Origin of the sequence: Halogeometricum sp. S1BR25-6 (genome assembly GCF_031624495.1) — an archaeon.
Taxonomy (GTDB): domain Archaea; phylum Halobacteriota; class Halobacteria; order Halobacteriales; family Haloferacaceae; genus Halogeometricum; species Halogeometricum salsisoli.
In genome coordinates, this window is sequence record NZ_JAMQOP010000001.1 from 1 (window position 1) to 14249 (window position 14249).

The window sequence follows — 14249 nt, forward strand, 5'->3', positions numbered from 1 at the left end:
CGAGGGGACCGTGTCCGAGTGTGCGACGGGTTTGAACCGTCGCACGGTCGCGGTGTGTCGTTCGCATTCTTCCGAAGTGGGCTCGAACACTTAAGGGCGTCGTCTCGCGTTCGTCGTGAGAGTGCGAGGCACTCCCCCGGACGGAGACGAGGCGGTTCGGGCGTACTCGGAAAGTGGCGCTCCGGGCCTCGGTGGCCCGGGGCGCCCCGCGTATTTCTACGAATGGCCGGGTAACATAAAAGGTCGTCGAACCGAACCCGCCGCGTCATGCGATTTCATACCCCGTCGCCCCGGAGTCGAGAGCAAAAGGCGAGGGCAGTCGCTCGCGAGCGAAGAGATATCGCGCGGTCGGAGGCCGGTCGGTCATCCCTCGCGTCTCGCGTCGGGTCGGACCGGGTGGTGTCCGCGCGAGTACGCATCGCCCGGCGACGGTCAAAGCCGTGTCGGATGCGTCTTCGCGCGGGGTTCGCGCGTGTGCGTGAAGAAAAAGCGAACGGCGACGTCGTCATCCTCGTTACTCGTCGAGGTGTTCGATACCCTGCTTCGAGACGTTCCCTTTCGTGATGTCGCCCTCCATCCAGTCGGGCTTGTCCCCGGGAGCGTCGTCGACCCACGCCCACGCGTGAAAGATGTGCACCTTGTCGGTGCCTTTCTCGCGGAGATGGATCTCTGTGGCGTGTTCTTTGGCTTCGTCCTCCGACTCGCGCGGTTCGAGACGTCGGGCGGCCTTCAGGGCGGCTTGGCGGGGCATGCTTCCGGAGAAGACACTCGACTCCGAACCGTCCTCCTCCCGCAGCACGAAGTTCCGCTTACCGTCCTCGCGTACCATGGTTTGTGACCTCCATGGCAACCGAACACATGGCTCGGCTTAAATATATCGGCAAAATTGGGAGGCGGCGGCGAGGTACTTATATACTCGGCCGGTCTCGGCGGTCGCTCGGGTCCGACCGAAGGCGAAGACGCGCGAAGAGACGCGACGTCGGGGGGCCAGCGGTCGGGTAGACAACACTTATGTACGTCCTACGGCGAAGCATCGAACAGAGAGACCCCGATGGTCCGGAAAAAGAAGCTCAGCCCAAGTGGCGCGAAAGACGAGAACGGCGAGTACCACAACGTCCACGTGAACCTCCACGAGGACGAACTCGCCGTCGCCGGGATGGACATCGGTGACGAAGTGTTCGTTCGGGTCCGTGACGGTAAGATCATCATCCAGAAGGCCGACCCAGACGACGTCGAGCACGACTTCTGAACCGTCGCGCACGCCGACCGACCGCCGACACACCCACACACGGATGCGAACCCTCTACCGAGCACTGAAACCCGCACTCTTCTCGTTGCCGCCGGAGACGGCGCACGGACTCGTCCACCGCGGCCTCCGGACCGCACAGCACACCTCGCTGGCCGACGCGTTCGCCGCCCGGTACCGCGTCGACGACGACAGACTCCGAACCGAGGCGTTCGACTGCTCCTTCGAGAACCCCGTCGGCGTCGCCGCCGGGTTCGACAAGAACGCGGAGGTGCCCGACGTCCTCGGTAACCTCGGCTTCGGCCACGTCGAAGTGGGTGGCGTGACCGCCGAACCGCAGGACGGCAACCCGCGTCCCCGGATGTTCCGCCTCCGCGAGGACCGCGGCATCGTCAACCGCATGGGCCTGAACAACGAGGGCGCCGACGCCGTCGGCGACCGACTCGCGGCCGGACCGGACCCGGACGTCACCGTAGGCGTCAATCTCGCCCTCTCGGAGTCGGCGGACGCCGAGGACGCCCCCGCGGACTACCGCTACACCTACGAACGGGTCGGCGAGCACGCCGACTACGTCGCGGTCAACGTCTCCTGTCCGAACAGCGAGGGCTTCCGCGACCTGCAGAACCGTGAGTCGCTCGAAGCCATCCTCGGCGAACTCGTCGACGCGGGCGCCTCCCCCCTCCTCGTGAAACTCTCCCCGGACCTTCCGGACCCCGCCGTCGAGGACGCCCTCGCCGTCGTCGACGAGTACGGCCTCGACGGCGTCGTCGCCACGAACACGACCACCGACCGCCCCGCGGGACTGCGCAGTCCGAACCGCGCCGAACGCGGCGGCCTCTCCGGCGCCCCCATCGAGGACCGGGCGACCGAGATGGTCCGCTTCGTCGCCGAACGGACGGACGTGCCCGTCGTCGGCGTCGGCGGCGTCTCCTCGGCCGAGGGCGCCTACGCGAAGATTCGCGCCGGGGCGAGTCTCGTCCAGTTGTACACCGGCCTCGTCTTCGAGGGGCCGACGCTCGCGCGCGACATCAACGAGGGACTCCTCGAGTTACTCGACCGCGACGGCTTCGACTCGATAGACGAAGCGGTCGGCGCGGACCTGTAGCGCGCCGTTCTGTCACTTCCCATAGATTGGCCGGTAGACATTTCTACCCCGAACCGGAACCGCGAGTCGTATTCGCATGATTAATCGCAGAGAATTTACCAAGGCGGTCGGCGCGGCCGTCGGGACGGCCGCTCTCGGAACGGGTGCCGTCGCGGCGACGGGGTCGGACTCGGACTCGAAGTGGAACGGTCGGACGGACGGGACGGGAGACGGACACTTCGTCGGCGCGTGGTCGGCGGCGCCCGCCCCGCCCGCCGAGAGCGGCCTCTCGGAGGAGGGGTTCGAGAACCGGACGGTTCGGCAGATGGTCAACCCGAGCGTCGGCGGGTCCGTCGCCCGCATCCGACTCACGAACCGGTACGGCGAGGACCCCGTCACCTTCGAGAAGGTCACCGTCGCGGACCGCGACGGCGGCGCGAGCGTCGTTCCGGGGTCGACGGAGACAGTGACGTTCGGCGGCGAGGAGTCCGTCTTCCTGCCGGCCGGTGCGGCCGTCTACAGCGACCCCGTGGAGTTCGACGTGAGCGCGGACGAGGACGTCGCCGTGAGTTTCTACGCGGTGGACGCGACGGGACCGGCGACGCGGCACCCCCTCGCCCTGAAGCAGACGTACTCGGCGCTCGGCAACTACACCGAGGCGTCCGACGGCGACGCCTTCGAGGAGGCGGCGACGTCGTGGTTCTTCCTGAAGGGGGTCGACGTTCGCGCCGACGAGGAGGTGGGAACCGTCGTCGCGTTGGGCGACTCCATCACCGATGGCTTCGCGTCGACGCCGGGCGCGGATCACCGATATCCGGACTACCTGGCCCGTCGGTTCGTCGCGAACGGCGTCGAGCGCTCCGTCGTCAACGCCGGCATCTCGGGGAACCGCGTGCTCTACGACTCCGTCTCCGGGACCGGGTTCGGCAACAACGCCCTCGCCCGCCTCGACCACGACGTCCTCGCCCAACCCGGCGTGACGGAGGTCATCCTTCTGGAGGGGATAAACGACATCGGCCAGTACCCGCCGGCCGTCGGCGCCGACCGCATCATCTTCGGGTTGAAACAGATAGCCCGGCAACTGCACGCGCACGATATCGACGTCTACGCGGGCACGCTGACGCCGACGCAGGGGGCGTCCTACGAGGAGGACTACGACAGCGCGGAGGCCGAGGCGCAACGACAGGCCGTCAACGAGTTCATCCGGACGACGGACGCGTTCGATGGCGTCGTCGACTTCGACGCGGCCCTGCGCGACCCGGACCACCCCGAGCGGATGCTGCCGAAGTACGACAGCGGCGACAACCTCCACCCCGGCGACGCCGGCTACCGCGCGATGGCCGAAGCGGTCGACCTCTCGCTGTTCGAGGACGGCGGGAAAGGGGAGAGCGGTCGGGAGGGCGAAGCCGAGGACGGGACCGAGAGCGAGGAATCTGACGGGACGACGGCCTCCGAGACCGAGTCGAACCGGAACTCGATGTCGACCCGGACGGCCCCGCCGGCCGAGTGACGAAGGGGGACGGCGGGCGGCGGGAGACGAGCGGTGGTCCGGTCCGGCGCGGTTCGAGCCCTCCTCAGTCGCCGTGCTGAACGATGACGACGGCGTCGCCCGCTTCGAGCATCTCGCCCTCGCCGGTGTACCGGCGCTCCTCCTCGATGGTGAACATCTCGGGGTCGAGTTCGGCGCCGCCGGCGCGGAGGTTCCCGTCGACCACTTCGTACTCCTCCGCTTCGATGTCCGCCTCGATGTCCGGCACCTGCGAGCCGAACTCGGGACCGACCAGGGAGTAGTCGAGGTCGACGCCGGTGACGACCGACTCTATCTGCGGTTCTTCGTCGAGGGTCTCCAGTTCCTCGACGTGCATCACGCCGCTGATGTCCTCCTCGAAGCCGTGCACGTCGCCGTACACCTGCACGCGGTCGACGGAGGCGTTCATCGACAGTTGGTTGTCGCTCTTGTACTTGCGGAGGGCGCCGACGACGGCCATCGCCGTCTCGCCGGCCGCGACGTCGGCGTCGACGTCGAGCGACTCGGGCCATGCGGCGCGGTGGACGCTGTCGGCCTCCTCGCCGTACATGTCGCGCCACAACTCCTCCGTGGCGTGCGCGAGGACGGGCGCGAACAGTTTGACGAAGCGGCGGTGCGCGGTCTGAAGCGTGTACTTCGCGGCGTCGTCGTCCGACTCGCGGACCCGCTGTTTGGCGATTTCGAGGTAGTCGTCGCAGAACGTGTTCCAGAAGAAACTCCGGAGACCGTCGCGCGCCTTCGAGAACTCGCGGTTCTCCAGTTTCTCCGTGAGGCGCGTTCGCTCGCGGTCCAACTCCGCGAGGAGCCACCGATCGAGTGCGCGGAGGTCGTCGTGGTCGAACTCCTCGGGGGCCTCGTCGGTGAGGCTCTCGACCAGTTTCGAGGCGTTCCAGAGCTTCCGGATGAGTTTCTCGCCCGCGCGGAGTCCCTTCTCGGAGTACGGCAGGTCGTCGCCGACGGCCGACCCCGCGGCCCAGTAGCGCGCGGCGTCGACGGGGTACTTCGAGACGACTTCGTCCGGCGAGACGACGTTACCCTTCGACTTCGACATCTTCTCGCGGTTCTCGTCGAGGACCATCCCGTTTATCATCACGCTGTCGAACGGCACCTCGCCGGTGTGCTCGTAGCACTTCACGACGGTGTGGAACAGCCAAAACGAGATGATGTCGTGGCCCTGCGGGCGCAGGTCGAACTGGAACAGTTCCGGCCGTTCGAGCGTCGTCTCTCCGGCCTCCGGGTCCCAGTCCCACCCGGCGTTGATGAGGGGGGTGAGAGAGGAGGTGGCCCACGTGTCGAACACGTCGTTCTCCGGGACGAACTCGTCGTGGCCGCACTCGGGACACGAGTCGACCGGCGGGTCGTCCGCGAGGGGGTCGACCGGCAGATTCTCTCGCTCCGCGACGACGACGTGTTCGCACTCCCCGCAGTACCAGACGGGGAACGGAATCCCGGAGGAGCGCTGCCGGGAGATGGACCAGTCCCACTGGAGCCCCTCGATCCAGTTTTTGTATCGCGTGAACATCTTCTCGGGGTACCAGTCCATCTCCCTCCCGGCTTCGAGGTACTCGTCGGTCTTGTCGAGGAGTTCGACGTACCACTGGTCCTTGACGAGGAACTCGACGCTCGTCCCGCAGCGCTCGTGGACGTTCACCGTGTGCGTGATGGCGCGTTTGTCGAGGAGCGCTCCGTCATCCTCTAAGTCGTCGACGATGGCCTCGCGCGCCTCCGCCGAGGACATCCCGGCGTACTCGCCCGCGACGTCGGTCAGCGTGCCCGACTCGTCGATGGCGATGCGGAGGTCCAGGTCGTGCGCCTGATACCACTCGATGTCGGTTTGGTCGCCGAACGTACAGCACATGACGATGCCCGACCCGGTTTCGAGGTCGACGCGGTCGTCCTCGATGACGGGCACCTCCTGTCCGAACAGCGGAATCCGCGCCTCCTCGCCGACGAGGTGCTCGTTCTCCTCGTCGTCGGGGTGGACGAACACGGCGACGCAGGCGGGCAGGAGTTCGGGTCGCGTCGTCGAGATGACGAACGACTCCGCCGAATCGACGACGTCGAACTCGATGTCGTGGAAGTGGCTGTCCTGCTCGTCGTCCTCGGTTTCGACCTGCGAGATGGCCGTCTCGCACTCGGGACACCAGATGGCCGGGGCGCGCTGGCGGTACTCCCGGCCCTCGTCGTACAGTTCGATGAAGGAGAGTTGGGAGGTGCGCTGGACCTCCGGCGAGATGGTCTGGTAGGTCTGCTCCCAGTCGATGGAGATGCCGAGGCCCTGCATCTTCTCTGCGAATTCGGCCTCGTACTCCTCGCAGACCTCCCGGCACATCCGCTGGAACTCCCGCCGGTCGTAGTCCTGGTGGCGGACGTCGAGTTCCTCTTCGGTCAGACGCTCGGAGGCGATGCCGTTGTCGTCGAAGCCGAACGGGAAGAAGACGTTCTCCCCGCGCATGCGCTCGAACCGAGCGACGAAGTCCTGCAGGGTGAAGCCGTAGGCGTGGCCCCAGTGCAGACTGCCCGAGACCGTCGGTGGCGGCGAGTCGATGGAGAAGGCGGTGTCGGGGTCTACCGCGTCCGCGTCCTCGGCGTACGCGTACGTGTCCTCGGCAACCCACCTGTCCTGCCACTTCGCTTCGACCGTCTCGGGGTCGTATTCTCCGCTCGGCATTCTTGTGCAGAAGTACCGCCGGACGTCGTGTTAAGTCACTCGATTGAACCGGCGAGACGACCCGACGGGGACGATACCGGACGAGGGGGGCGGCGCGCGGACGACGGTCAGAGGGCGTCGAGTCCGGTCGCGAGGTCCGACAGCAGGTCGGCCTCGTGCTCGACGCCGACGGAGATTCGAAGGAGGCTGTCGGTGATGCCGAGGTACTCCCGTTCGGACGGCGAGAGCGGCGAGTGCGTCATCGTCGCCGGGTGTTCGATCAGCGACTCGACGCCGCCGAGGCTGACCGCCAGCGGGAAGTGGTCGAGTTCGGAGACGAAGCGCGCCGCGCCGTCTAAATCCGTCGCCAACTCGACGGAGAGGACGCCGCCGTAGCCCGACATCTGCCGCGCCGCGAGGTCGTGTTGCGGGTGGGAGTCGAGGCCGGGGTAGTGGACCGCCGACACCGCCGAGTGGTCCGCGAGGAACTCCGCGACGGCCTGCGCGTTCGTGGCGTGCTTCTCCATCCGGAGCGGGAGCGTCTTCAGGCCGCGGAGGGTGAGGTAGGCGTCGAACGGCGCGAGCACGTTCCCCATGCCGACGCGTTGAAGGAACGCCACCTCCTCGGCGAACGCCGCGTCGTTCGTCGCGAGTGCGCCGCCGATGGAGTCGGAGTGACCGTTGAGGTACTTCGTCGTCGAGTGGACCACCACGTCGGCGCCGAGTTCGAGCGGTCGCTGGAAGTACGGCCCGACGAACGTGTTGTCGACGCCGAACGTCGCCCCGTGTTCGTCCGCGACGGCGGCGACGGCCTCGACGTCGCAGAGTCGGAGCAGGGGGTTCGTCGGCGACTCCATCCAGACGAGCGTCGTCTCCGGACGCATCGCCGCCGCGACTTCCTCGGTGTCGCGCGCGTCGACGAGCGTGACGGCCACGCCGAGGCGGTCCTCGAAGAACCGCGAGAGCATCGACTTCGTGCCGCCGTACAGGTCGTCGAAGGCGACGACGTGGTCGCCGGGTTCGACGGCGGCCGAGATGGCGGTCACGATGGCCGCGGTTCCGGACCCGAACGCGAAGGCGTGCTCGGCCCCGCAGAGCGCCCCCAAGCGGTGTTCCAGCGCGTTCCGCGTCGGGTTCGACAGCCGCGAGTAGAGGAACTCGCCCGCGTCGGGGTCGAGCGTCTCCAGCGACGCGTCCGGGTCGATGTCCGGCACCGCGTACGTCGAGGAGAGGTGGACGGGGACGGCCACGTCCTCGACGCCCTCGGCGGGTCGCTGTCCGCGTTCGCCGTGCGTCACCGCGAGCGTCTCGAACTGCTCCTCAGCATCGTTCATGAAGGATAGCGAGGCGACGGCGTACTAAACATTTCGATGGTTAAGAGATAAATACTTGGAGATAATTTCGAATTCGTAAAGATTCTCGCGAGTTATTTTTCTCCGGAGCGAGGCGGGGTGCCCTGCCGGTGCGAGCGGGCGGCTTACCGGAGTGCGTCGAGGTCGAACTCGAACGCCGCGACGGGCAGTTCGAGGTCGTGTTCGACCAGTACCTTCGGATGAACTTCCCCGACGACGCCGACGTCCTCGCCGTCGATTACGACGCTCGCCGCCCGGCCGTCGATGAAGGAGGGGTGTTCGGTCGGCGGCGTCTCCAAGTCGACCGCGAAGTCACGGCAGAGCGTCTGCAGTCGGGCCTTCGCGTCCTCGAACGTCGCGTCGTGCCGGGCGAGGACGGCCGCGACGTGCCGGCGTTCCTTCACGCGGGTGTTCACCGAGTCGTCCCGTTCGGCGACGAGGCCGATTTCGGCCAAGTCCTGCGGGTACGCCCGGTGGGTGTTGTTCTCCAGCACCATCAGCAGCGACGGGAGCGCCCACGTCCGCAGGACGGTGTAGTCCTCGCTGTACGGCCCCGTGATTTCGGCGGGGTCGCCGCCGCCGAGCACCTCCGACCCGGCCTCGACGCCCATTCGGTCCTGAATCTCCGCCTCGCTCGTCATGTGGAAGTTGAGCATGTCCTCGAAGCCCAGTCCGACGAGCGAGTTTCGGGCGGCGTCCTCCAGTCGGGAGCGCTCGTGTCGCCCGCCGACCGTGCCGACGTTCGGGTAGCGCGGGTCGAGTTCGTTGAAGCCGTACGCCCGACCTACGTCGTCGACGAGGTCCAAGGGGTGAAGCACGTCGACGCGGTACGGCGGAATCGACACCTCGTAGACGGTCTCATCGTCCTCCTCGCCATCGTCCGCCCCGTGGCCGGGTGCGTCGTCACCGGCACCGGCACCGGCGCCGGCGTCCCCGTCGGCCTCGTCGTCCGCGAGTTCGGCGTCCAATCCGGAGCGCTCGAACAGGTCGGCGACCTCCCGCCGTTCGAACTCGACGCCGAGCATCGTCTCGATTCGGTCGTGGGAGACGCGCTTGGTGTCCACCTCGAAGTCGGGCTTTGGGAGCGTCCCCGACTCGTACTCGACTTCCACCTCCTCGATGGTCGCGCCGCGGGCCGCCAGCGCGTAACAGACGATGTTGCACATCCGGTCGATGGTCCACTGGTCGGTGCCCGTCAGTTCGACGAGCAGTTCGCGCGACTCCGTGGACACCTCCGTCCGACGGCCGTTGATGACTGGCGGGAACGAGAACAGACCGAGTTCGTCGTAGATGGCCGGGTAGCGCTCGTACTCGCTCACCAGGTCGGCGTACTGCTGTCCGGTCTGGTGCTCTTCGAGCACTTCGGCGGGCGTCATCTCCCGGTCGCCGTCGAGGGGGACGAACGTGTCGCCGTCGGGGTCGACGCCGCGGTAGGTGATTGAGTTCCCGCCCGACTCCTCGCGCAGGGCGTCGCCCTTGAGCATCGTCAGGTCGTGGATGCCGATGGCGCCTTTCGCGCGCTTGCGGCCCATCGTCGCGTGCAGCTTTTCTTGAAGCTGGATGAGCGAGTCGAGGCCCTCCTCGTCGAGGTCGACGCCGCGAATCACCGCGCCGGTGACGTACGGACGCTCCTCGGGCACGCTCTCGTCGACGACGAACGTGAAGTCGGGGCTGTTCGTGTTCGGCACGTAGACGCCGCGGTCGTCGCCGTACTGGTAGCGCAGCGACCGCGCGACGCCCTCGACGGAGAGGCGGTCGAGTCGGTCGGGACCGAACTCCAGTTGGAACGCCCCCTCCTCGGTCTCGCCCTCGAACTCCAAGCCGAGGGCGAAGAGGTCCTCCTTGAACGCCTCGTCGGATTTGTCCTCGTGGCCCGTCAGCCGTCTGAGTTCGTCGGGGTGAACGTCGACGACGGGCATTATCTGAGCACCTCCGTCTCCCGCAGCAGTTCGATGTCCGACATCGTCCCGTGCACGTCGCGGATATCGTCGAAGCCGTACATGAGCATCAGTAGTCGTTCGAGGGCGAGGCCCCACGCCATCACGTCGCACTCCACTCCGAGCGGTTCGAGCACCTCGTCGCGGAACATTCCCGAGTTCCCGATTTCGATCAGTTCGCCCGTCTCGGGGTGCCGTCCGAACAACTCGAAGGACGGCTCCGTGTAGGGGTTGTAGTGCGGTTTGAACTGGATATCCGTAATTCCGAACTGCGCGTAGAACTCCTCGAAGGTGCCCATCAGGTCGCGCACCGAGAGGTCGTCGGCCATCACCCAGCCCTCTATCTGGTAGAACTCCAAGAGGTGGGTCGGGTCCAAAGTGTCGTTGCGGTACACCTTCTCGACGGAGAAATACCGCTGCGGAGGTTCCAACTCGCCAACCTCGTGCCCCGAGAGGTAGCGCATCGACAGCGAGGTGGTGTGTCCGCGGAGGGCGATTGCCCGCGCGAAGTCCTCCGACCACGGCGAGTGGTAACCGTCGCCGTCCGGGCCGACGCCGCGACGGTGGGCGTCCTCGACTCTATCGACTAAGTCCTCGGGCAACTCCTCGATGGGCGGCACGTCGAGGGCGAAGCGGTCCCAGTGGGTTCTGGCGGGGTGGTCCTGCGGCATGAACAGGCAGTCGTTGATCCAGAAGTCCGCGTCGGCGTGCGGCCCCTCCATCTCCTGAAAGCCCATGCCGACCAGGACGTCCTTCACCCTATCGGCGGTCTGTCTGAGGATGTGCGTCTTCCCGCCGCGCGCCTCCGCCGCGTCGGCCTCGACGTTGTACTCGGTGAACTCCACGTCCTCCCACTCACCGGACGTGAGCATCTCCGGGGTGAGTCGGTCGACCGTTTCGGCGGCCTCGACGCCCTCCATGAGGAGCGTGACGCCCTCGTCGGTGAGCGTCACCGAGCGGACCGTCTCCTCGCGGCGGTCGAGGAGGTTGCGCGAGACGAGTTGTTCCAGGGTCGACTCGTCCGCGTTCTCGATACCGTCGCCGTCGGCGAGGGCGGCCAGAACCGTCGACTCGGGGTCGCTCCCGGCGTCCGCGTCGGCGTCGGCCGAGAGTTCGCCGCTGTCTATCTCGCCGTAGCCCTTCCGCCCGAAGTTCGCGAGGGCGATGTCGACTTCCGGACCGCCAAGGCCCGACGCGCCGATGACCTGCCCCATCGGGACGGGGTCGTCGGCCGCGCCCGCCTCGACGGCGGCGCGGTAGAGTCGCACCTCTGGGAGGCCGTCCGCGACGTACTCGCGTCCCTCTTCGGTGAGTTCGTACTCGACGTCGGTTCGCTCCTCGACGGCGACATACCCGTCGTCTCGCAGTTCGAAGGCGGCCTGCGTCACCGTCTCCGGTTTCAGGCCCGTCTCGTCGGCGAGGCGTTCGATGGTCTGTGCGTCCGTCGCGCTCGCGGCGTTCAACACCGCGAGCTGTGATTCGGGTACTCTCATTGGCTCGGATTCGCGTCGGTCGTTGTCGTGTCTACTGGCTAAGACCCAGTTAGCAGTTCCGAAGGGCGCGGGCGGCAGTGACCGCGCCCGCGTCGGGCCGATTCGGACGGGTTCGTCGCCGCGGACGCCGGGGCGGGAGTGCGCCCGCCGCGTCGGTCCTCGGGGAGTCCGCCGTCGTCGCGAGAGCGATTGTGACGGTACGACGGTGGTCGCCGCCGTCGCGGCGGCGACTCCGGCGCGGGACTACGGTCGCTCTCGGTTCGGGACCCGAAAGAAGAAACCGGACCCGTCGGTCGCGGTCGGTTCGCGCGCGTCGCTCCCGCCGTCGGTGGGTCCGGTCGGCATGGTCGTGGGGTACCGGCCGCGGGGCAAAACGGTTCCGAATCCGTGCGAGGTGCTGTCAGCGCGTCGAGCGGGGGAGTAGACCGAGACGAAGCGGTCGCCGCGGCCCCGCCGCCGGCGCTCGCCCCGCCGAAGTATCTCGACGTCCGTATCGCCCCCCAGACTCATACCCGCCGCGTCCGTTTAATCGGACGAGATTATGAGCGGAGAGACACCGACGCGCGAGCGCGGCGAATCGACGGGTCGAACGGCGGAGTCAGGGAGGCGGTCGAGATGAGCGGTCTCGGTCTCCTCACGTTGCAGGGGGCGGGGTCGAACGCCGGGTCGCTCGCCGGCGCGGTGCTCGTCTTCGTCGTCAACCTCCTCATCGGCGCCGTCGGCATCCACACCGGCGCGCGACTCATCGTCGACAAGGACGTGGGCTACCGCAGAGCCGTGTTCACGGCCCTCATCGGCGCCATCGTGTGGGCCGTCGTCGCGTTCTTCCTCGGGTGGATTCCGCTGCTCGGACCCATCCTCGCGCTGGTCGCGTGGATCGGCGTCATCAACTGGCGCTACCCCGGCGGGTGGGGGGCCGCGGCGCTCATCGGCTTCATCGCCTGGATCGTCGCCGCCCTCGTCCTCTACGCCCTCGCCGCCATCGGCCTGTTCGAGTTCTCGGCGCTGGGCATCCCCGGATAGCCGTCGAGTAACGGGCGACTGAACGACGAATCGGTTCCCGCCGTCGGAGACCTCTCGACTCGCCCTCGGCCGTGCGCTTTATTCTCACCCCGTCCTACGGGTCCCTATGGTCAGCAAGACGCTCAACGCCGAGAAACTCTCCCGAGAGGAGACGGCCGATCGACTGCGAGCGCTCGCGGACGCCATCGAGGGCAACGACGACGACGCCGACGTTCGCGTCGGGAACAAACAGATAACGCTCCGTCCGCGCTCCTCGGTCGGGTACGAAATCGGCGTTCGAGAGCGGTCGTCCGTGCTCCGCGGCAGTCGCGAGAGCGTGACCGTGACGCTGGAGTGGAAGGCGCGCAAGGACTGAGAACGGCCCGCTTTTCCGTTCGGCTCCGACCCGCCCCGACGAGCGACGGCGTCGGCGTGTCGGCGTCCGAGACAGTCACCCGAGAGCGGCGCAGGAACTGATACCCCCGGCGCGCGAACGCGCACCCGTGCGAACGATACGAACGGAACGAGAGATAGCGGCCCCGGCGGGAGCGGTGTGGGAGGTGCTGACCGACCTGTCGGCGTACCGCGAGTGGAACCCGCACGTCGTCGACGCCGGCGGGCGACTCCGCGAGGGAGAGACGGTGGAGATTCGCGTCTCCCGCGGCGGCGGCCGGGCGCGGGCGCTTCCGGTGCGCGTGACGGAGGTCGACCCGCCGCGGACGCTGTCGTGGGTCGGCCGCGTCCTCGCCGCGCCCCTGTTCGAGGGGCGACACACCTTCGAGTTGCACGAACTCGGGGAGCGACGAACGCGGCTGGTGAACCGCGAGACTGCGACGGGGTTGCTGGTACCCCTGCTCGTCGCTGCGGACGCCGAGGCGGACTACGAGGCCATGAACGACGCGCTGGCCGCGAGGGTCGAGGCACGGGTCGAAGAGAGCGGCAACGACGGCGGTCGGGGAACGGGGGCGGCGTGACCGACGTTCGCGTCCTCTCGGACGACGACGTGGCCGCCCTGCTGTCGCTCCCGGACCTCCTCCCTGAGATAGAGCGGGCGTTCGTGAAGCAGGGCCGCGGCGAGGTGGAACGCCCCCCGCGCCCGCACTACCCGGTGGGGGCGGAGACGCCGGGCACCGCGCTGACGATGCCCGCGTACCTGCACGGCGACCCGACGTACGCGACGAAACTGGCCGCCGTCCACGAATCGAACGCGGAGCGAGACCTGCCGACGGTGAACGCGCAGGTGGCCGTGACGGACGCCGAGACGGGCCTGCCGCTCGCGTACCTCGCCGGCACCCGCGTGACGAGCGCTCGAACCGGCTGTATCGGCGGCCTCGCCGCGCGCGATCTGTCGAACGGCCCGGTCAGACTCGGCGTGTTCGGCGCGGGCACGCAGGCGCGGTGGCAGACGCGCGCCATCGCCGCCGCGGCGGACCTCGAACGGGTGCGTGTCTACTCGCCGTCCGAGTCGCGCGAGGCGTGCGCGACGGACCTGCGCGGGCGACTGCCCGACGTCGATGTGAGCGCCGTCGACTCGCCGGAGGAGGCGCTGTCGGGGTCGAACGTCGTCGTCACCGCGACGACCAGCGCCGAACCGGTGTTCGACGGCGACGAACTGGAAGAGGGAACGCTCGTCGTCGCCGTCGGCGCGTTCACCCCCGAGATGCGCGAACTCGACGCGACGACCGTGCGACGGGCGAGTCGACTGTTCGCAGACGTGCCCGAGGAGGCCGTCGAGACGGGCGACTTTGCGGACGTCGGCGTGGACGCGACGGACCTGACGCCCCTCTCGGACGTCTTCGAGGGCCGCGCCGGCCGCGAGTCCGACGGGGAAATTCTCGTCGTCGCCAGCGTCGGGTCCGCCGTGCTGGACGCGGCGACGGCAGGGTACCTGTACGAACGCGCCGACGACGAGGACGCGGGGACCGTCGTCGAACTGTAGGCGGGTCGGGCGTCGCTC

At 67.9% G+C, this 14249-nt stretch carries 12 protein-coding genes; 7 read left to right on the forward strand and 5 right to left on the reverse strand.

The features are described from left to right. Positions 1-514: 514 nt before the first annotated feature. Entirely contained in the window at positions 515-829 is a 315-nt protein-coding gene (locus NDI76_RS00005) for a non-histone chromosomal MC1 family protein (RefSeq protein ID WP_310921887.1), read from the reverse strand. Between the two features lie 222 nt (positions 830-1051). On the opposite strand from NDI76_RS00005, the gene NDI76_RS00010 reads away from it, so the two are divergent. The 3 genes from NDI76_RS00010 (at position 1052) to NDI76_RS00020 (ending at position 3840) form a co-directional block, all read left to right on the forward strand. Further along, complete coding sequence (locus tag NDI76_RS00010) at positions 1052-1249, forward strand: hypothetical protein (protein ID WP_049937926.1); 198 nt, start codon at positions 1052-1054, stop codon at positions 1247-1249. 43 nt (positions 1250-1292) lie between these two features. Further along, positions 1293-2351 carry a quinone-dependent dihydroorotate dehydrogenase gene (locus NDI76_RS00015; RefSeq protein WP_310921888.1) on the forward strand — a complete coding sequence of 353 codons (1059 nt, stop codon included), beginning with the start codon at positions 1293-1295 and terminating at the stop codon, positions 2349-2351. A 76-nt stretch (positions 2352-2427) separates the two neighbouring features. Then, positions 2428-3840: an SGNH/GDSL hydrolase family protein gene (locus NDI76_RS00020; RefSeq protein WP_310921889.1), complete on the forward strand. Its 1413-nt coding sequence runs from the start codon at positions 2428-2430 to the stop codon at positions 3838-3840. Positions 3841-3904: 64 nt separating this feature from the next. On the opposite strand, the gene NDI76_RS00025 is transcribed toward NDI76_RS00020, so the two are convergent. The 4 genes from NDI76_RS00025 to pheS form a co-directional block, all read right to left on the reverse strand. Further along, positions 3905-6529, reverse strand: coding sequence for a valine--tRNA ligase (locus NDI76_RS00025; protein WP_310921891.1), 2625 nt, complete (start codon positions 6527-6529; stop codon positions 3905-3907). A gap of 107 nt (positions 6530-6636) precedes the next feature. Beyond that, positions 6637-7842 (reverse strand): trans-sulfuration enzyme family protein, encoded by a 1206-nt coding sequence (locus NDI76_RS00030; RefSeq protein ID WP_310921892.1) that lies wholly within the window; start codon positions 7840-7842, stop codon positions 6637-6639. 143 nt (positions 7843-7985) lie between these two features. After that, positions 7986-9779: a phenylalanine--tRNA ligase beta subunit-related protein gene (locus NDI76_RS00035; protein ID WP_310921893.1), complete on the reverse strand. Its 1794-nt coding sequence runs from the start codon at positions 9777-9779 to the stop codon at positions 7986-7988. Continuing rightward, a complete protein-coding gene (pheS, locus tag NDI76_RS00040) occupies positions 9779-11290 on the reverse strand; it encodes a phenylalanine--tRNA ligase subunit alpha (RefSeq protein ID WP_310921894.1) in 1512 nt (503 codons plus the stop codon). The genes NDI76_RS00035 and pheS overlap by 1 nt, the downstream gene beginning before the upstream one ends. Before the next feature lie 615 nt (positions 11291-11905). Here pheS and NDI76_RS00045 point away from each other — a divergent pair. The 4 genes from NDI76_RS00045 to NDI76_RS00060 all read left to right on the forward strand — a co-directional run bounded on the left by NDI76_RS00045 (position 11906) and on the right by NDI76_RS00060 (position 14231). Further along, positions 11906-12313: a hypothetical protein gene (locus tag NDI76_RS00045; protein WP_310921897.1), complete on the forward strand. Its 408-nt coding sequence runs from the start codon at positions 11906-11908 to the stop codon at positions 12311-12313. Positions 12314-12419: 106 nt separating this feature from the next. Further along, positions 12420-12668 carry an amphi-Trp domain-containing protein gene (locus NDI76_RS00050; protein WP_310921899.1) on the forward strand — a complete coding sequence of 83 codons (249 nt, stop codon included), beginning with the start codon at positions 12420-12422 and terminating at the stop codon, positions 12666-12668. A gap of 127 nt (positions 12669-12795) precedes the next feature. Next, positions 12796-13266 (forward strand): SRPBCC family protein, encoded by a 471-nt coding sequence (locus NDI76_RS00055; RefSeq protein WP_310921901.1) that lies wholly within the window; start codon positions 12796-12798, stop codon positions 13264-13266. Then, positions 13263-14231, forward strand: coding sequence for an ornithine cyclodeaminase family protein (locus NDI76_RS00060; protein WP_310921903.1), 969 nt, complete (start codon positions 13263-13265; stop codon positions 14229-14231). Before NDI76_RS00055 ends, NDI76_RS00060 begins: the two co-directional genes overlap by 4 nt. Positions 14232-14249 lie beyond the last annotated feature (18 nt).